This window comes from Cupriavidus pampae (assembly GCF_914271485.1).
Lineage (GTDB): Bacteria > Pseudomonadota > Gammaproteobacteria > Burkholderiales > Burkholderiaceae > Cupriavidus > Cupriavidus pampae.
The window spans coordinates 277344-294614 of record NZ_CAJZAG010000002.1; the positions used below are offsets into that span (position 1 = coordinate 277344).

The 17271-nt window shown below is 62.0% G+C and carries 18 protein-coding genes; 8 read left to right on the plus strand and 10 right to left on the minus strand.

All coding sequences use genetic code 11. The features are described from left to right. The first annotated feature begins 2 nt into the window (after positions 1-2). The 3 genes from LDO41_RS05495 to LDO41_RS05505 all read left to right on the plus strand — a co-directional run bounded on the left by LDO41_RS05495 (position 3) and on the right by LDO41_RS05505 (position 2962). Positions 3-1274 carry a S1 family peptidase gene (locus LDO41_RS05495; protein ID WP_223982972.1) on the plus strand — a complete coding sequence of 424 codons (1272 nt, stop codon included), beginning with the start codon at positions 3-5 and terminating at the stop codon, positions 1272-1274. 93 nt (positions 1275-1367) lie between these two features. Then, a complete protein-coding gene (locus tag LDO41_RS05500) occupies positions 1368-1685 on the plus strand; it encodes a helix-turn-helix domain-containing protein (RefSeq protein WP_223982974.1) in 318 nt (105 codons plus the stop codon). After that, positions 1682-2962, plus strand: a complete 1281-nt coding sequence (locus LDO41_RS05505; protein WP_223982976.1) for a type II toxin-antitoxin system HipA family toxin — start codon at positions 1682-1684, stop codon at positions 2960-2962. Before LDO41_RS05500 ends, LDO41_RS05505 begins: the two co-directional genes overlap by 4 nt. A gap of 14 nt (positions 2963-2976) precedes the next feature. On the opposite strand, the gene LDO41_RS05510 is transcribed toward LDO41_RS05505, so the two are convergent. From LDO41_RS05510 to LDO41_RS05540, 7 genes are all read right to left on the minus strand, one after another. Continuing rightward, positions 2977-3978, minus strand: coding sequence for a transketolase family protein (locus tag LDO41_RS05510; RefSeq protein ID WP_223982979.1), 1002 nt, complete (start codon positions 3976-3978; stop codon positions 2977-2979). Then, complete coding sequence (locus tag LDO41_RS05515) at positions 3975-4820, minus strand: transketolase (protein WP_223982982.1); 846 nt, start codon at positions 4818-4820, stop codon at positions 3975-3977. Before LDO41_RS05515 ends, LDO41_RS05510 begins: the two co-directional genes overlap by 4 nt. A gap of 33 nt (positions 4821-4853) precedes the next feature. Further along, on the minus strand, positions 4854-6185 hold the full coding sequence (locus LDO41_RS05520) for an MFS transporter (protein WP_223982985.1): 1332 nt from the start codon (positions 6183-6185) through the stop codon (positions 4854-4856). Between the two features lie 75 nt (positions 6186-6260). Further along, positions 6261-7010 carry an SDR family NAD(P)-dependent oxidoreductase gene (locus LDO41_RS05525; RefSeq protein WP_223982988.1) on the minus strand — a complete coding sequence of 250 codons (750 nt, stop codon included), beginning with the start codon at positions 7008-7010 and terminating at the stop codon, positions 6261-6263. Between the two features lie 142 nt (positions 7011-7152). Continuing rightward, the gene (locus LDO41_RS05530; RefSeq protein ID WP_223982991.1) at positions 7153-8055 is read right to left on the minus strand and encodes a LysR substrate-binding domain-containing protein; all 903 of its coding nucleotides are present in this window, start codon (positions 8053-8055) and stop codon (positions 7153-7155) included. 59 nt (positions 8056-8114) lie between these two features. Next, positions 8115-9086 (minus strand): Bug family tripartite tricarboxylate transporter substrate binding protein, encoded by a 972-nt coding sequence (locus LDO41_RS05535; RefSeq protein ID WP_223982994.1) that lies wholly within the window; start codon positions 9084-9086, stop codon positions 8115-8117. Positions 9087-9113: 27 nt separating this feature from the next. Then, the gene (locus tag LDO41_RS05540) at positions 9114-9917 is read right to left on the minus strand and encodes a maleate cis-trans isomerase family protein (protein WP_223982997.1); all 804 of its coding nucleotides are present in this window, start codon (positions 9915-9917) and stop codon (positions 9114-9116) included. A 184-nt stretch (positions 9918-10101) separates the two neighbouring features. Between LDO41_RS05540 and LDO41_RS05545 the strand changes: the two genes are divergently transcribed. Continuing rightward, positions 10102-10806: a GntR family transcriptional regulator gene (locus LDO41_RS05545; RefSeq protein WP_223983000.1), complete on the plus strand. Its 705-nt coding sequence runs from the start codon at positions 10102-10104 to the stop codon at positions 10804-10806. Here LDO41_RS05545 and LDO41_RS05550 read toward each other — a convergent pair. Further along, a complete protein-coding gene (locus tag LDO41_RS05550) occupies positions 10778-11377 on the minus strand; it encodes a cupin domain-containing protein (protein ID WP_223983003.1) in 600 nt (199 codons plus the stop codon). The genes LDO41_RS05545 and LDO41_RS05550 overlap by 29 nt on opposite strands. A 332-nt stretch (positions 11378-11709) precedes the next feature. Here LDO41_RS05550 and LDO41_RS05555 point away from each other — a divergent pair, with 332 nt between their 5' ends. The 4 genes from LDO41_RS05555 to LDO41_RS05570 all read left to right on the plus strand — a co-directional run bounded on the left by LDO41_RS05555 (position 11710) and on the right by LDO41_RS05570 (position 15155). Next, positions 11710-12939, plus strand: a complete 1230-nt coding sequence (locus LDO41_RS05555; protein WP_223983006.1) for an ABC transporter substrate-binding protein — start codon at positions 11710-11712, stop codon at positions 12937-12939. 43 nt (positions 12940-12982) lie between these two features. Then, positions 12983-14077 (plus strand): Ldh family oxidoreductase, encoded by a 1095-nt coding sequence (locus LDO41_RS05560; protein WP_223983009.1) that lies wholly within the window; start codon positions 12983-12985, stop codon positions 14075-14077. 1 nt (position 14078) lies between these two features. Next, positions 14079-14777 (plus strand): pyridoxamine 5'-phosphate oxidase family protein, encoded by a 699-nt coding sequence (locus LDO41_RS05565; protein WP_223983011.1) that lies wholly within the window; start codon positions 14079-14081, stop codon positions 14775-14777. 90 nt (positions 14778-14867) lie between these two features. Further along, on the plus strand, positions 14868-15155 hold the full coding sequence (locus LDO41_RS05570) for a hypothetical protein (protein ID WP_223983013.1): 288 nt from the start codon (positions 14868-14870) through the stop codon (positions 15153-15155). A 131-nt stretch (positions 15156-15286) separates the two neighbouring features. Here the strand turns inward: LDO41_RS05570 and LDO41_RS05575 are convergent, their stop codons facing one another. Together LDO41_RS05575 and LDO41_RS05580 are read right to left on the minus strand one after the other, a co-directional pair. After that, positions 15287-16318: a hypothetical protein gene (locus LDO41_RS05575; RefSeq protein WP_223983015.1), complete on the minus strand. Its 1032-nt coding sequence runs from the start codon at positions 16316-16318 to the stop codon at positions 15287-15289. Positions 16319-16490: 172 nt separating this feature from the next. After that, positions 16491-17261: a LysR substrate-binding domain-containing protein gene (locus tag LDO41_RS05580; RefSeq protein WP_318036273.1), complete on the minus strand. Its 771-nt coding sequence runs from the start codon at positions 17259-17261 to the stop codon at positions 16491-16493. Positions 17262-17271 lie beyond the last annotated feature (10 nt).

Genomic DNA, 17271 nt, shown 5'->3' on the forward strand with positions numbered 1-17271 from the left:
CCATGATCTTTATTGGTTCTCAAATCCTCCGCACGCCGCGGCGCGCGCTGCTGCTCGGCGTACTCGCGACCATCACTACGCACGCCAGCGCAATCGGGCTCGAGCAAATCACGTCCAACGTGTACGCGGTGCGCACGGTCGGTCCGCAGGGTGCGGTCCTCGCCAATGCCTCCGCCGTGGTGATCGGACAGAATCAGGTGGTCACCACCTGCAATGTATTGGCCGGTGCGCGTGCGATCGCCGTGGTGCGCGAGAACGTGTCCTACGAGGCCACCCTCGCCGCGCCCGATGTCGAGCGCAACCTGTGCCTGCTCAAGGTGCCGAACCTGCCCGGTGCTGGCGTGACCTTGCCCGCGGCCAACACCGCGCCCTCGCTGGGTCAGAAGATGGTGTTGGCGTCCGTGGCCGGCACTGCGGTCGCGGTGCGTGAATCGGCGGTGTCCGGGCTACAGGCTGGCGCGGACAACAAGCTAGCGACGATCGAACTGGCCGCCACGCAGGATGCGGGCGCCAGCGGCGGCGCGTTGTTCGACGACGCCGGCCGGCTGATCGGTATCCTCGTGACCAGCGCCGGCACCACGCAGCCGCGTCAACGCGCAGTCCCCGCAGCATGGGTCCGCGACGTCTCCACCCGTGGCGCCGCTGCACTGACTACCTATCAGCCTTCCGCTAACGGGACCATCGCACTCGCCTTAGCTGGGACGACGCCGCAAACGTCCGTCTCTCCGCAGGCCGACGCCCAGGCTACCTCCCCGCGCGTCGGCGAAGTCTGGCAATACGTACTGACCGACGACCTCACGCGCCGGAAATCGGACGTCACATACCGCGTGGACCGTATCGAAAACGATCGCGTGATCATCAACCAGGGCGGCCGCATCGAACGCACCAACGGCACGCTGGAGCGCATCGTCACACCGGCCGGCGGCCAGTTCGACGCCGCATCGCCCCCGTCGGGATGGGTCCCGGCGAACGTCAAGATCGGCCAGCGCTGGAAATACTCGTACCACCAGAATGGCAATGGCACGCTGACCGATATCGAAGGCATCGCCAACGGCGAATCGGAAGTCTCCACGCCCAGCGGCCGCTACCGTGCGATCCGTATCACCTACAACGGATACATCCAACGCCTCAATAACGGTGGCGGTTCAACGATCTCATCCCAGTACAAGGCCACCGCCTGGTACGCCCCGGAACTGAACCGCGTGGTCCGGTTCCAGGCCAGCAGCTACCAGTTAGCGGAAACGTTGGAACTGGCAGCACATCGGTTCGACTAAGCAACTCGATGGCCGGTCAAAAAACGCTGTAATATCAACGAAAAATGCCCAACTATCGTTGACATTATGGCGTTTTTTGCTTAGCCTCGTTTCATGACCCGCCCGCCTCTCCGCCGCCCGCCCAAACACACCCCGGTTCTGGTCCAAACTGCACTGGAACGCTTGGGTGAACGCGTGATCAAGGCGCGCAAGCTTCGCGGCATCACACAGGAACAGCTGGCCCGTCTCTCCGACGTCTCCCTGTCCACACTCCGCACGCTGGAGAACGGCGGAGACGGCGTCTCGACCGGCAACTTGCTCAAGGTGCTTCAAGGACTCCGTCTGCTTGGACAGATAGAAGACCTGCTCGCACCACAGAACGACCCCGAAGTAGTGGCGTTCGCAAACAGACAGCTGGAGGACCGTCGATGACGATCGTGCCCATCTGGGCTTGGCCGCCCGGTCAAGACGCGCCCGTGTATGCGGCCGACCTGACCGTCGGGCAAGCATCGTCCCGGTTCCTGTACCGTCGTGAGTATCTCGATCGGAATGATGCGCTTCCCCTCGACCCCGTGGAGCTTCTTCCCACGCGTATAGCCCGCGGCATCGCCATCACCGGAGAAGACGGTTTGCCAGGCGTCATCCGCGATGCCAAGCCCGCAGGATACGGCGCTGACCGATTGATTGCACTAGCGGGCACCGAACTTACCGCGCTCGAATTCCTTGAGCGTGGCGTCCCCGATGGGGTCGGCGCGATCGAGGCGTGCGTCGATATAGAGCGCAAACTGGCATGGCGACCGAAAGGCCTTGAGGAACTGAAGCCGCTCGCCGAGCAACTCGATAGCGCCGCGCCATCGAGCCGGGCATTGCGACGTCTGAACGAAGATCTCGCGACCAGCGCGGGAGGCGAACGTCCCAAGACTACACTGGTGCACGAAGGTCGCCTGTGGCTCGCGAAAATGCAGGACCGTGGCGACCGGCCCGCGCTCCCCGCGCGCGAGTTCGTGACGATGGAACTGGCGCGCGCGGCGGGTCTCGATGTCGCTCCAGTGGCGTTGATTACCTTCGGATCGCATCAGGTATTGCTCGCGGAGCGTTTCGACCGAGCGGGCGATCCTTATCGTCCTCAGCGCAAGCTCTATGCGAGCGCTCATACACTGCTCAAGCTACGGCTCAATGCGGTACGCGGTGACCCTGAGCGTTCCTATCTCGCCCTTGGCGATCGCCTACGCGTTTGGGCGAAGGGCCGAGATGACCTAGGGCAACAACTACGCGAACTCTGGCAACGCATGGTATTCAACGCGCTGGTCGGCAACATCGACGATCACCCGCTTAACCATGGTCTGCTGCACGACGGATCCGTCGAGAAGGGATGGCACCTGTCGCCGGCATTCGACATCACCCCTGCCGGAACCATCGCACCGCAGCCGCTCGAAGACGGACCGTCACTGGCCATGGCGACCGGCAAGGACGGCGGCACACGCACTAGCACGAAGCGCTTGATCGAAGCCGCATCGCACTTCGGTGTTGACGCTGACACTGCGGGCGCGTGGCTGTCCGCAACCGCAAAGCTCGTGGCCGAACGCTGGGAGCCGATGCTACGTCAGGCAGCATCGCCAATCGTCGAGGACGCCGCGCGACTGGATCGGCTGATCGTCGACGCGCGCACGGCGTTTGCCTACAGTGAATGGCTTGCGGGCAGCAGATAGGACCAAGTTTCAGATCAAGCCAACCAACTCTTGATGTTGTCCCGCATGACCGAGGTGGAAATGCCATACCGATCATGCAAGGTAGGCAATGCGCCGGCGTCGAGGAACGCATCAGGCAAGGCGACCTGCCGGAATGGGACGCTGACGCCCGCGCGCAGCAGCACGCCTGCCACCGCTTCGCCGAGGCCGCCGATGGTCGTGTGATTCTCCGCCACGATGACCAGGCGGCCCGACTTTCGGGCTTCGCGCACGATGGTCTCTGTATCGAGCGGTTTGATCGTCGGCACATGCAGGACTGCCACGCCCACACGATCCGCCTCGAGTGCGGTTGCCACTTCCAGCGCACGCATGGTCATGATGCCGGACGAGATAATCAGCACGTCCGCGCCATCGCGCAGCAGCTTGGCCTTGCCCAACTCGAACTTGTAGCCGTACTCATCGAGCACCACCGGCACGTTGCCACGCAGCAAGCGCGCGTAGACCGGGCCCTTATGTGCCGCGATCGCCGGCACCATCTGTTCGATGTCGATGGCGTCGCACGGGTCGATCACCGTCATGTTTGGCATCGCCCTCATCAGCGCCAGATCTTCGGCGGCCTGATGGCTGGGACCGTAACCCGTAGTCAGTCCAGGCAACGCGCAGACGATCTTTACGTCGAGGTTGTCCTCGGCTATCGTCTGATGCATGAAATCATATGCACGCCGCGTAGCAAACACCGCGTAGGTCGTGACGAACGGGACCGCGCCTTCATGCGCAAACCCCGCCGCCGCTCCCATCAGCAACTGCTCGGCCATGCCCATCTGGTAATAACGCTCGGGATAAGCCTTCGCAAACAGATGCAGGTCGGTGTATTTGCCGAGGTCCGCCGTCATGCCGATGATGTCCGGCCGCTCCGCGGCCAATGCCGTGAGCGCGTGACCGAACGGCGCAGACCGCGTCGCCTGACCTTCGGTGGCGATGGACGCGATCATCGCTGACGTCTTGAGGCGCGTCTTGCCTGTGCTGGTATTGCTCATGCTTGTCTCCCGGCTTCCAGCGCCTGCAGCGCCAATTGCCATTCGTGGGCTTCCACCCGGATGAAGTGATTCTTCTCGCGTTCTTCGAGGAACGGTACGCCGCAACCCATGCGGGTATCGCACACGATCATGCGCGGCTGTGGAGCCGTATGTGCGCGGGCATTGTCGAACGCCGTGGCCACCGCCTGGATGTCGTTGCCATCCACACGCTGCACATACCAGCCAAATGCCTCGAGCTTCGGCACCAGCGGTTCAAAGGCAAGGATCTGTGTCGACGGACCATCGGCCTGCTGATTGTTGACGTCGACCATGGCAATCAGGTTGTCCAACTTCCAATGGCTTGCGGACAAGATGCCCTCCCAGACGGAGCCCTCATCGAGCTCACCATCCGAGAACAGCGTGTAGACGAACGCGTCAGACTGCTTCCGTTTCAGCCCGAGGCAGCGACCCACGGCGATGGTCAGGCCCTGACCGAGCGACCCACCCGACATCTCCATACCTGGCGTGTAGCTCGCCATGCCGGACATAGGCAGTCGGCTATCGTCGCTGCCGTAGGTCTCCAGCTCCTCGGCCGGCAGGATGCCCGCCTCCAGCAGCGCGGCGTAGAGCGCGATCGCATAATGGCCGTTGGAAAGCAGGAACCGGTCGCGCCCCTCCCACTCAGGATCGGCCGGACGGTACTTCATGGCGCCGAAGTAGGCCACTGCCAGCACGTCGGCAATATCGAGCGCCTGGCCAACGTAGCCCTGGCCCTGCACTTCTCCCATCAACAGGGCATTACGGCGGATACGGTAAGCGCGTTCGGCCAGCGACACGGGCGCTTCAAGATCGGTACGACTCATGATGACTCCAGAGAATAAGATTGCGCCGCCGCGTTAGCGGTTGACAACACGGGCCGGCACAAGGAAAACGAGACAGGCGCCCAGCACGACCGTGGCCGAGATAAAGATGAGCCCCGCAGTGGACTTGCCCGTCAGATCGTTCAACCATCCGACGATGGTCGGCGAGAAAAAACCCGCGAGGTTGGCCACACAATTCACCGCGGCGATACCCGCCGCAGCCGACATCCCACCTAGCACGGCCGTTGGCAGCGCCCAGAACTGCGACGATGAAGTGATGATTCCCGCCGCGGCCACACACAGGCACACGATGGCCGCGGTCACACTGCCCAGCATCGGCAGGGTGGCAAATCCCACCGCTGCCACGAGCATCGGCACCGCAAGGTGCAGGCGACGCTCACGACGACGATCGGCGGAGAGGCCAATCAGGGGCAGCGCGATGATGGCGCACAGATACGGCACCGCGGTCAGTACACCAATCCAGAGCGGATCGGCCACGCCGCTCTTGCGAATGATGGTCGGCAGCCAGAAGGTCAGGCCATACTGGCCCAGCACAACGCAGAAGTAGATCGCGGCCATCAACCAGAGCCGGCGGTCGGCCATGAACGCGCGGATCGAAACGTGCTGAACCTTCTGCGCGTTGTCGCCCTCGACATTGCGTAACAGCAACGACTTCTCCTGCTCGGTCAACCACTTCGCATCCTTGATGCCATTGTCGAGATAGAACAGAATCGTAATGCCCAACACCAGCGACGGCAGTGCTTCGATCAGGAACAGCCATTTCCATCCGGCAAGCTCGTATGCGCCGTGGAACGCGTGCATGATCCAGCCAGACAACGGCCCACCGACGATGCCCGCGAGCGGAATAGCCATGAAGAACATCGACAACGCTTTGGCACGGCGCTCCGACGGAAACCAGTACGTCAGATACAGGATCACGCCCGGGGCAAAGCCTGCTTCGGCAACACCGAGCAGAAAGCGCAATGCATAGAACTGCGTAGGTGTGGAAACGAAAGCAAACCCCGCAGAGATCACCGCCCACGTCAACATGATGCGAGCCAGCCAGTTACGCGCGCCGACCTTGTGCAGAATCATGTTGCTCGGCACTTCGAAGAGAAAGTACCCAAGAAAGAAAACGCCTGCGCCCAGACCGTAGATCGTCTCGCTGAACTGCAGATCGTTAAGCATCTGCAGTTTGGCAAAGCCGACATTGACGCGGTCCAGATAAGCGCCGAGGTAGCACAGCATCAGGAAGGGAATCAGCCGCCGAATCACCTTGCCATAGGTGCGGGACTCGAACGACGCCTCGTCGGCGCGCGGGATCACCACGTCCGGCCCGATGGCCGACGTTGCGTATTTGGACTTCATGTTTGTCTCCTGCCGATGCCCCGGGTGGTCCTGGGTGCGTTGACATGTATGCACGGCCAGCCGGCCGCGGGAACTTCAGTGAATCAGCATGCCGCCGTTGACGTCGAGCGTGATGCCCGTCAGATAGGAGGACAGATCGCTGACCAGGAACAGGCACGCGTTGGCAACATCGGCGGCATCGCCGAGCCGGCCGAGGGGAATACCCTTGATGATGTCGGCGCGCATCTCCGTGGTTAGCTTGTCGCCAGTGATATCGGTCTGGATCAGACCGGGCGTGATGGAGTTCACGCGAATGCGGTCGCCACCGAACTCACGCGCCATCGCCTTGGCAAGTCCGAGCACTCCAGCCTTGGCTGCGCTGTAATGCGGGCCGCCGAAGATACCGCCGCCACGTTGTGCCGACACCGACGACATGCAGACAATGCTGCCGCGCTGCTGCTCCTTCATCTGCGGCAGCACGGCCTGCGACATATACAGCGTGCCGCGCAGATTCACATCGATGACCGCATCGAAGTTCGCGGCGCCGATATCGAGCGTGCGCACCGGCTGCGTGATGCCAGCATTGTTGATAAGACCGTCAATTCGGCCATAGCGCGCCACCGTGTCGCGGGCCACCGCCTCGCATGACGTTTTGTCCGTGACATCGCAGCGCAGGCCAAGATGGCCCTCGCCAAGATCGGCAGCCGCGGCCTCCGCGGCATCGCGCTGCAGATCCACAATCACGACTTTGGCACCCTGCGCCGCCAGAGCCCGGGCCGTCGCCTTGCCGATACCACGCGGCGAAGCTGCACCCGTGACGATTACCACCTTGTTCTCGACCAGCATCTTTGTCTCCTTCGTTTTGACTTGATGATGGGTCGAGTTTTGTCTCTGGAGCGACTTCGATCAATGCAGTCGGTCTCAACTATTGCTGAGAAATTTTCAGATATCGTGCGTGGCGGATCAGTAGAAACCCGAACTTCGACGCTCAGGCAGCAGCCCCGTCATGCGGACGACTGACTTCACGGTCGAGCCATGCGAGGAAGCGCGCGACGCGAGGCAAGTCGGCATTCTGCGCCGGATAGGCGACGTGGTGACTCGCCACCTCGACCGCATACTGCGCCTCGAATACAGGCACCAACGCGCCCTTGCGCAGCAGCACGGATGCCAGCAGCGAGCTCTCCAGCGCGACGCCGAGCCCGAGCGCGGCCGTCTCCAGCGACATGTACGAACGATCAAACGAAAAATCGAACGAAGACTTGACCGCAGGCACGCCGAAGCGGGCAAACCACTGCTGCCATTTGACCAGCGGCGTCTCGGAGTTGATCAAACGCCGATGGACCAGGTCGGCCGGCTCACGTATCGGATGCTTGCTCAGAAAGTCTGGCGAGGCCAGTGGCAGGATCCTCTCGGGCCTCAGCGTCTTTACCTCCAGATCGCGCCAGTGTGCGTGACCGTGGCGGACGTCGACGTCATAGAACCCCGCGGTGAACGAGACATCCTCGTACGAGCATGAGAGATTGAGCTGGATGTCGCCGTTGTCCGCCTGGAACGACTCGAGCCGCGGCAGCAACCACATGAGCCCGAAGCTCGGGCTCGTGTGCACGCGCAGGATGTCGATGGCGGACGGTGTGGCGGCGCGTTCCGTAGCACGATTGAGTTCCGCGATAACGCCCGTGACGTCACGCAGATATTGCTCGCCCACCGGGGTGAGCACGAGGCCGCGGCCCTGCCGGAAGAACAGCGGCTGCCCGATGACCTGCTCGAGGTTGCTGAGCTGATGACTCACGGCTGATGCCGTCAATCCAAGCTCTTCGGCTGCCTTGCCGACACTCCTGTTGCGGGCGACACTCTCGAAGGCAACGATGGCCTTCATTGGCGGGATGCGCATCTCGTTGGCGTGAGGATGGGGGGCGAAAGGCCATTATTATGCGCCCCTCCCCCTTCCCCCTACTCCGCCACGATCTTCTTCTCCGCCGCAACGCGCTGCCACCGCACGACTTCGGCCTTCACATAATCGCGTGCCGATGCCGAGGTGCCGCCGCCGATATCCGTGCTGAGCGCGCTCAGCTTTTCGCGCAGATCGGGGGTCTTCAACGCGTCGTTGACCGCCTGGTTCAGCGAGTCGCGTACGTTGTCCGGCAGGTTGGGCGGACCCATCAGCATGTACCAGGCGCTGATGGCGAAGCCCGGCACACCAGCTTCCGCTGCCGTGGGGACGTCCGGTAGCGAGGCGATGCGCGCGGGCGTCGTGACTGCGAGCGCGCGCAGTTTCCCATTGCGGATGTACTGGAGTACCGTCGGCACGGTGTCGAAGTTCACGTCGACCTGGCCACTCAGCAGATCCGTCAGTGCAGCACCGCTACCCTTGTACGGGACGTGAGTCATGGTGGTGCCGGTCGCCGACTGGAACAGTTCCGCGGCGAAATGCTGCTGCGTGCCGACGCCTGACGATGCGTAGTTCACCGCGCCCTTCTTGGCCTTGCATAGCGCGATGAACTCCGCGAGCGTCTTGGCCGGCGAACTGGCCGGTACCACGACTACCTGCGGCACGGTGCCGATCAGCGCGATCGGCGTGAAGTCCTTATTGGGGTCATAGGGCAGCTTCGGCGTAATGGCCGGCACCATCGCATTCGAGCTGACATGCCCGAGCAACAGCGTGTAGCCATCTGGCTTGGCGCGTGCCACCGCCGCAGCGGCGATGGTGCCGCTGGCGCCGGCGCGGTTCTCGATCACCACGGGTTGCTTCAATAACTCGCCAAGCTTCTGTCCAAGTTGCCGCGCAATGATGTCGGTGCCACCGCTCGGCGCAAAGCCAACCAGCAGCGTGATGGGTTTCGCGGGATAGGGATCCTGCGCCTGCGTCGCGCCGGTCAGCAGCCCGAGGGCGGCTGCCAGCACGATCCTTTGGATGTGTTTCACGTCCTGTCTCCTCGGGCTGGCTAGCGTTCAGTGATGCGACATCAGGCTGCCGAATCCATCGAGCTGATCCATGATGCCCATCCTGCGCAGCGCCGACCAGTAGATCACCGGACCCGACGCGAACACCGGCTTGCGCAGCCATTTCTCGGCATCGTTGGCCACCTTCGCATAGGCCAGGTTGGTGCCCAGCTGCAGGATCGCATCGGGCTTCGCGGCTTCGCAGCGCAGAGTCGCCGCCGCGAGGTCCTCGTACGTTTGCGACGCCACGTGGATGATGCTCTTGCACTTGAGCCCTTCCACATGCACTACCTCGAAACCGCGCGCGGTGAAGTAGTCGATCGCGTTCTGCTCGATCACCGGGTAGTACGGCGTCAGCAGCGCAATCTTCTTCGCGCCGCAGAGCTTGAACGCCTGCTCGGCCGACTGCGCGCCCATCGTCACCGGCAAATTGGAAATCTTCTCGAGGTGTTCGAGCAATGCAAAGCTGCCGCGCTCGCCGCCCATATAGCTCTGCGAAGACATGCCCAACACCAGATGGTCGATCAGCGCCTCCCGCAGGCGGCGCACCGAGTCGTCAAGATTGGCGGTGACGTTCTGCATGATGATCGACCAGTCCTCGTTCTGCGCGATCTTCTGGTTCGGCACGTAGTAGCGGTCCACCGCGTTGATGATGCCGCGCGGACGCATGTCCATCATCTCGTTCTCGACGTTGACGTTGGGGCCCGGCGTCATGATGCCGATGACGCCGCGCGGACCCAGGGCGTTGACGTAGCGTTGGTCGTCGTGGGTGGAACCGTCGATCTCGCGGATACCTTGTTGAAATGCATTCATTTTTGCTGGATCTCCAAATTTAATTGCTGTAAAAATCCACTCTCAATGCCGAAGTGAATGCATGTCACTGTAGGAGTCCGCTTAAGCTGTGGTCAAGCTTTTGCATGCACGAGTGGGGTAAACACGGGTCAATGGCGACGATTTATCCCTTCAAGAACCGCAAAATGCATGCATAATTGCCGCCATGAGCAAAGAGTTCGTCCACAACACCCTCCTCGATAACCTGCGCGAAGTGTTTATTCGTGGCGATGTTCCGCCCGGCACCAAAGTGCCGGAGGCCGAGTTATGCGAGCGGTTTGGTGTCTCAAGAACGCCGTTACGCGAGGCGCTCAAGGTGCTGGCCGCCGAAGGGCACGTCGAACTGCTGCCGAATCGCGGCGCGCGCGTGCATGTACTGACACTGGAAGAAGTGGACGGCCTGTTCGCAGTGGCCGGCGCTCTTGAGGCATTGGCAGGGGAGCAGGCCTGCCAGCGCATCGAGCCAGATGCCCTGGCCGCGCTGGAGGCGATGCATGACGAGTTACGCGCAGCCTTCCGCGCGCGCGATTTAGCGCCCTACTACCACGCCAATCGCCAGATTCACGAAGCCATCGTCGCGGCCACGCGCAATCCAATTTTGCAGGCGCAGTACGCGCAGCTGAACGCGCGTATCCGGCGCATCCGCTTTGACTCGCCGATGACTGAAGAGATCTGGTCGCGCGCGATGGCGGAACATGAAGGCATGCTCAATGCCCTGCAGCGCAGAGATGCAGCGGCAATGTCGAGCATCCTGAAAACCCATCTGATGCACAAGAGCGAAGCGATCCTCGACGCCTTGCGCGCCGAGGCCGCACAACAGAGGCCCGTGAAGAGTCGACGCGCTACGGCGTCAGCGAATCCACCGGCGTAACGACCATCAGCAGCCGTGCAGGCGTCTTGCCGATGTTGCGGCCACGGTGTGGCTTCTCGCAGTTGAAGTGCACGCAATCGCCGGCGTCGAGCACCGCGACCTGGCCGTTGATTTCGAACTCGAGCTGGCCTTCGAGCAGGTACAGCACTTCCTCCCCTTTGTGGCTCAATGACTCGCCGTGCATGGCCTCGCCAGGCAGATACGTGAGTTCGAACGCGCTCATCTGCTGGTCGGCCAGCACGCCGCTGGTCAGCCGATACGTGTAGCCCTTCCCTTCCATCGCCGCCGCGGCGTTGCGCTCCGACGCGCGGCTCACCACGAACTCGGGTTGCGGTTCCTGCCCCGGTCCTTCGAAGAAATCTCGCAGTGGAATGCCGAGCCGATCGGCGATCACGATCAGGTTGGAGATCGACGCGTTGGTCTCGCCGCGCTCGAGCCGCGACAGGAAGCCCGCTGACAGCGCGGTCTGTTCGCTCAAGCCATCGAGCGTAATGGCGCGCGCCTTTCTGGCTGCACGAATACGCATGCCGAGTTGCCGGGACACCGCCTCGACGCGTTGCTCAACGTTCATGGGCTGTTGTTATCTGTTGTGTGCACGGGAGTGTAGCTGGAACGCACAGAAACGGCGAGCGATATTGCCTGTAGGGCAAATTTCGAACCGAAATGGTGCAGGACTGGTACTACGCGTTTCTTGTGATTTTGTTTCCAACACTAGCGAATCACGCAAACCACTGCCATTTTTATCGCTACATAAAACCCTATATATCGAAAATTAGAGCGTAAACAGCAAGAACTCCTCTAGCACCCCAAGCGTGCCGTGAAGAAACAATTTTGCCCCCTGAGAAATTTGTGTACGATGCAAATCAACTTGCGTAACACGCAAATTCACCTCAGAGGCCCACCATGTCGAAGCTGCCTGCCGCCCGCTGGACACGCACCGCTGTCCGCCATCTCGCGCTCTGTGCGCCCTTGCTTGTGCCACTCGCCACGCATGCTCAGGTGTCCGACGGCGTTATCAGGATCGGCATCCTCAACGATCAATCCGGCCCGTACTCGGACCTCTCGGGTCAGGGCTCGGTGGAGGCAGCAAAGCTGGCGGCCGAAGAGTTCGGCGGCAAGGTCGCCGGCAGCCGCATCGAGATTATCGCGGGGGACCATCAAAACAAGGCCGACGTGGGCGCCACCAAGGCACGCCAATGGTTCGATCGCGAAGGCGTCGATGTCATCGCGGACTTCTCCAACTCGAGCGTCGGCCTGGCCGTGCAGGGCCTCGCGGCCGAGCGCAAGAAGATTACGCTGGTCGCCGCGGCATCGAGCGAATTCACGGGCAAGTCCTGCTCGCCGTATTCCACGCAATGGGTCTACAACAGCTACAGCAATGGCCATGGGCTCGCCAAGCTGCTGTCGAAGCGCGGCTATGACTCGTGGTACCTGATGACGGTCGACTACGCGTTCGGTCATGCCTTCGCGGCCGATATCCGCAAGACCGTGATCGAGTCTGGCGGCAAGATGCTCGGCGAAGTGAAATTCCCACTCAACTCGCCGGACCTCAGCTCGTATCTGCTGCAAGCGCAAAGCTCGGGCGCTAAGGTCATCGTGTCCGCGAGCGCGGGCAGCGACATGGCCTCCACCGTCAAGCAGGCGGCCGAATTTGGCGTCACACGCAAGCAATCTCTGGCGGCGCCCGCCGTGTTTATCACCGACGTGCACAGCATGGGCCTCAAGAGCGCGCAGGGCCTGCAGTTCCTCACCGCGTTCTATTGGGACCGCAACGACACCACGCGCGCATGGTCGCGCAAATTCTATGAGCGCCGCAAGGCCATGCCGACCATGACGCAGGCCGGTGTGTATTCCGCGGTGCGCCACTACCTGAAATCCGTCGAAGCGGCCAACACCGACGACGCTACCGCAGTCATGGCGAAGATGCGCCAGTTGCCGATCAAGGACATGTACACCGACAACGGCTGGATCCGCGAGGACGGCCAGGTGATGCACGACATGTACCTCGTCGAGGTGAAGAAGCCCGCGGAGTCCAAGGCTGCGTGGGACTACTACCGAATTCTCGACACGGTGCCCGCGAAGGAAGCGTTTCAACCGCTGACCGCCAGCGCCTGCCCGCTGGCGCGCAAGTAATTTCCCCCATATCGATTCTGATTCCACCGACAGGAGACCTCCCATGGCAAACAACATCTCGATGACGCTCGACGAAGTGCACGCGCTGGCCAAACGCCTGCTGCAGGCGCAGGGATTCAGCGCGCGACACGCGCAGGCGATCGCCAATACGGTCACCGCCGCAGAGCGCGACGAATGCCGCCATCACGGCCTGTTCCGCATTCCGTTCTATATCAATGCGCTGCGCGCTGGCCAGGCTTCGGGCGATGCCGAGCCCACGCTGTCGGTGCTGGCGCCGGGCGTACTCAAGGTCGATGCGCATTACGGTTTCTCGCCGCTCGCACTTGAAGTTGCGGATGCACCGTTGGCGAAGCTGGCGAGCGAGACCGGCATCGCGGCGATGGCAGTCAACAACGCGCTGAACGTAGCGGCCCTTTGGCCGGAAGTCGAGCGCCTTGCAGAACGAGGCCTCGTAGCGTTTGCATTCGTCGCTGCAAGCCCCTATGTCGCACCGGCCGGCGGTACGCGTCCGCTCTACGGCACCAACCCAATGGCTTTCGGCTGGCCGCGCGCCAATCATCCGCCGGTGGTCTTCGACCAAGCCTCGAGCGCCAGCGCACGCGGCGAGATTCAGGTGCGCCTGCGCGACGGCCGACAGTTGGAGGAAGGCTGGGCGGTAGGCCCCGACGGCGAGCCGACCATCGATCCAGCCACCGCCCTCGCCGGCGCGCAATTGCCTTTCGGCGGCGTCAAGGGCGCGGCCATCGCGATGATGGTGGAGCTGTTGGCCGGCCCACTCGTAGGAGACCTGCTGAGCTTCGAAGCCGGTGAGAAAGACGCCGCCAATACCGGCGCCCCTTGCGGCGGCGAACTGATCATCGCCATCGATCCAGTCCGCTGCATGGCCAACGGCAACCGTGCCGCGCAACTCGCGCACGGCGAACTGCTGTTCTCGAAGATCCTCGAGCAGCAAGGCACGCGCCTGCCTTCCGACCGCCGCTACGAAGCACGCAAGCGCACGGTGCTTGAAGGCGTCACGGTGCCGGCATCGCTGTACGAGACGCTGCAGGAGCTGAGCACCGGCGAGTACACCGGCAAGCGCAATGCCTACGAGGGCGACGACGCCCTGCGCGCGACGCTGGCAGCCCAAGGAGCCTGACGTGGAGGCCTACACGCCCACCGACCAGACGCGCATCCACCGCCGACCGGAGCGCGGTCACTACGATCGCGCACTGGTGCATTCGATCATCGACGAAGCGCTCGTGTGCCATGTTGGCTTTGTCGCCGACGGCAAGCCACGCGTGATTCCCACCACGATCGTGCGGATTGACGAGGCGGTCTATCTGCACGGCAGTCCGCAGAACCGGCTGCTGACAACGTTGGCTGAAGGGGCACCCGCATGCATCGAGATCACGCACGTCGATGCGATCGTCGCCGGACGGTCAGGCTTCGGGTGTAGCGTCGACTACCGCTCGGTGGTGATCTACGGCAAAGGCGAAGTCGTCGCGGGCGACGAGAAGGCGCGCGTGCTGGACGCGGTGATCGAATCATTCTTACCCGGCCACCGTGTACGCCCATACAAGCCGAGCGAGATCGGCGCCACGCTGATCCTGCGCTTCCCGCTAGACGAGGTATCAGCCAAGGTTCGGGACATCGGCGTAAAGGAAGTCGACGGTGACTACGACCTGGACCTGTGGGCAGGCGTCATCCCACTGAGCATCGTCCCCGGCAAAGTCCGCGACTGCCCTCGCCTGAAGCCTGGCGTCACGACGCCAGACTATGCGCGCGAGTATGGGGGGCCAGCACGATCTGTAACACGGCCTGCCTCCGCAGAAACAAAGCTTACGGATTGTCACTAGTTGGCAGTCAACTGCGCGTGAGGCTGCCCCGTTTTTCGGGATAAGCGCGGCAAATCGCAGCGCCCAAACCTCTCAGAAGGAATGTCGATCATGAAGAAGCTTTTTGCTGCCGTTGCCGCTTTCGCCATCACTGGTGCTGCCTTTGCTCAAGGCGCTGCCCCGACTTCCTCCACGACCACTCCCGCTGCGCCGGCCACTACGGCAGCTACCGCGCCAGCTGCGAAAGCCCCCACCGCTACCGCGACCCACAAGCATGTCACCAAGCACGCCAAGGCAACCAAGGTGAGCGCCGAGAAGGCTGCTACGCCGGCCAAGGCGGAGAAGGCTACGGTCACCGCAGAAAAGGCCGCCCCGGCAGAGGCCGTCAAGAAGCAGTAATCGCGAGCCAGTAAGCGAGCCAGTAAGCCTGCGGGTTGACGCCAAGCGCGCGCCCGCAAAGAAAACAGCCGATCATGTCGGCTGTTTTCTTTTGGATCGAACGATAGGCAGCTTTAAAGAAGATAGCTCATCTAATCGCAGATGCTATAAGCGCGAATCCTTCGCTCTTGCAGACGACACTCGAACACGATCACCACTCCGGCACTGACGGTTTCGGCATCCCAAATTGAGAATCCAAGCCGTTCAGGCGGAGGAACCATGACCAGAATGTCGGGCGGTGTCGCGGGTGCATTCAACCACTGATCAGAGAACTCTTCATATGACATCGATCGGCGCTCGATCAAGGTCAATGAGACGGCGGGAAACGATTTCGGGAAATTCTCGTAGGGCCACGAAGCAAGCGACTTTGTCGGGTGCATGCGCTCGACTGTCAGCACACGGTCGTTGCCAATCGTGTACTCGACGTAGCTGCCGTCGTAGCTGAAGCCGTACAGCATCGGCAGCTCTGACAATGGCAAGCCATCAGGATTACTCCAGCCAAAGTCCTTCTGGCTAAGTCGGACGACTTGCTGCAGCGGCGCAGGGCCATGCGGTATGCCATCGAGCCGGTAGTCGTGTTCGCCGCCGAACATCGATGCATGTCCAGTAGCGTCTGTTTGTTGGGCGAACATGTAGCACGCGCCATCGTAGTAAATATGCACGAGACGCTCGGGCTTCGTGGGGTCGCTATCGAAGCACTCAAGTTCGTAGGGGGAAGGACCGCGCCGTTGCCGCGCCTCCATCCTGATCAACTCGTCCAGCCAACTTTGCGCTCCCTCGTAGCCGAGCGAGACGGCCTCTTCGAGATACTTGCGCTTTCTCATGTGTATGACGTCAAGGCCAAGCCCGTAGCATGGGATGAAATCAAACGCCATGCACATAAAAAATTTGGCTAGCGGATCGGGGCCGTTTGCGCGCAATTCGAGCTCCGCCCGCCAAGCGGCCTGCTCGGTCTCGTCAGCAGCGTGCCAGGCCAGATCGAACAGAGGTGGGGAGAATCCTTCTTCCGCCAGCGCCCTCATTAAGGCTAGAGCCTGCTGTTGCTCTCCGGCTTCGAGGAGCTTGTGAGCCTCCTCATATCGAGAATAGAACGCCTGCATCCGCTCGTGGTACGCCTCATCCATGACACTCCTCCCGATTTTTTATTGGTTAATGGAGTGTGAGGCAAGGATGTGACAAATCATCAACCGTCCCGGTCTATCGCAATTGCCAGCGCGGTGGGTTGCCGCGCTTTGCTGCGCGAGGTCGATCAGCTATTGATTGCCGATGCGCTGGCGATTTTTGCGACCCTGCCACTCATGTCGCAGTTGGCCACAGCGGTGACGGCATCAGGAAATTCGCCTCGGCACGGACGATCTCGCGGAGGACGCGTACTACCGCTCGCGGGTCGTCGGTGCGCCAGTGGAAGCAATAGCTCAGGTTGTAAGGCGGTGGATCGCTGACTAGCGCTACCAGCCTGCCCGATGCCAGGAATGGCGCCACGTAGGCCGTGGGAAACGTGCTGATGCCCACGCCCGCCATCACTAGCGTGATCAACGCGGCAAGGCTGTTGCAGATCAGTGCATGCGGGATGGCCACACCGACATCCGTGCGCCAGCGTTCCACTTCGCGCGAGAGTCTGGCGTCGGCGCTAAGCGTGATCATTGGATGCTCGCTGAAATGTGCCGGCGTTAGCACCGTGCCCGCTGGCAGTCGTTCGGGCGATGCCATCCAGCGGTATTCCAGTTCTCCGATCTTCTCGTGCGAGAGGTTTGGCGACGCCGAGGGGCCCGGCACGATGGCGAAATCGAGTTCGCCCCGCTCCAGCATCCGCTCAAGCTTGCTGGTCAGTTCCACGTGCGGCTCCAGCACCAACTGCGGATGCTCGCGGCGCACGCGGGCGACGAACGCCGGAAACCACGTTGATGCCACCAGTTCACTGATGCCGAACCGGCACGAACCTAAGCTACAACGACGCTCCCTATCCGCAACTGGTACGTGGTAATAGCTCAACGGCGCTTCAGCCCCAAAGCTTGGCATGCCATGATGGGTTTCACCGCAGGTTGCACACAAGAAAGTGAATGTCATCACTGAGTGG

Bases quoted from the DNA above. Each gene is read 5' to 3' on its own strand.
- LDO41_RS05525 (WP_223982988.1), bottom strand. From the start codon at position 7,010: ATGCTGGTCGAGAACAAGGTGGTAATCGTCACGGGTGCAGCTTCGCCG.
- LDO41_RS05580 (WP_318036273.1), bottom strand. From the start codon at position 17,261: ATGACATTCACTTTCTTGTGTGCAACCTGCGGTGAAACCCATCATGGC.
- LDO41_RS05545 (WP_223983000.1), top strand. From the start codon at position 10,102: ATGAGCAAAGAGTTCGTCCACAACACCCTCCTCGATAACCTGCGCGAA.
- LDO41_RS05570 (WP_223983013.1), top strand. From the start codon at position 14,868: ATGAAGAAGCTTTTTGCTGCCGTTGCCGCTTTCGCCATCACTGGTGCT.
- LDO41_RS05520 (WP_223982985.1), bottom strand. From the start codon at position 6,185: ATGAAGTCCAAATACGCAACGTCGGCCATCGGGCCGGACGTGGTGATC.
- LDO41_RS05495 (WP_223982972.1), top strand. From the start codon at position 3: ATGATCTTTATTGGTTCTCAAATCCTCCGCACGCCGCGGCGCGCGCTG.
- LDO41_RS05500 (WP_223982974.1), top strand. From the start codon at position 1,368: ATGACCCGCCCGCCTCTCCGCCGCCCGCCCAAACACACCCCGGTTCTG.
- LDO41_RS05560 (WP_223983009.1), top strand. From the start codon at position 12,983: ATGGCAAACAACATCTCGATGACGCTCGACGAAGTGCACGCGCTGGCC.
- LDO41_RS05515 (WP_223982982.1), bottom strand. From the start codon at position 4,820: ATGAGTCGTACCGATCTTGAAGCGCCCGTGTCGCTGGCCGAACGCGCT.
- LDO41_RS05550 (WP_223983003.1), bottom strand. From the start codon at position 11,377: ATGAACGTTGAGCAACGCGTCGAGGCGGTGTCCCGGCAACTCGGCATG.
- LDO41_RS05540 (WP_223982997.1), bottom strand. From the start codon at position 9,917: ATGAATGCATTTCAACAAGGTATCCGCGAGATCGACGGTTCCACCCAC.
- LDO41_RS05505 (WP_223982976.1), top strand. From the start codon at position 1,682: ATGACGATCGTGCCCATCTGGGCTTGGCCGCCCGGTCAAGACGCGCCC.
- LDO41_RS05510 (WP_223982979.1), bottom strand. From the start codon at position 3,978: ATGAGCAATACCAGCACAGGCAAGACGCGCCTCAAGACGTCAGCGATG.
- LDO41_RS05530 (WP_223982991.1), bottom strand. From the start codon at position 8,055: ATGCGCATCCCGCCAATGAAGGCCATCGTTGCCTTCGAGAGTGTCGCC.
- LDO41_RS05575 (WP_223983015.1), bottom strand. From the start codon at position 16,318: ATGGATGAGGCGTACCACGAGCGGATGCAGGCGTTCTATTCTCGATAT.
- LDO41_RS05555 (WP_223983006.1), top strand. From the start codon at position 11,710: ATGTCGAAGCTGCCTGCCGCCCGCTGGACACGCACCGCTGTCCGCCAT.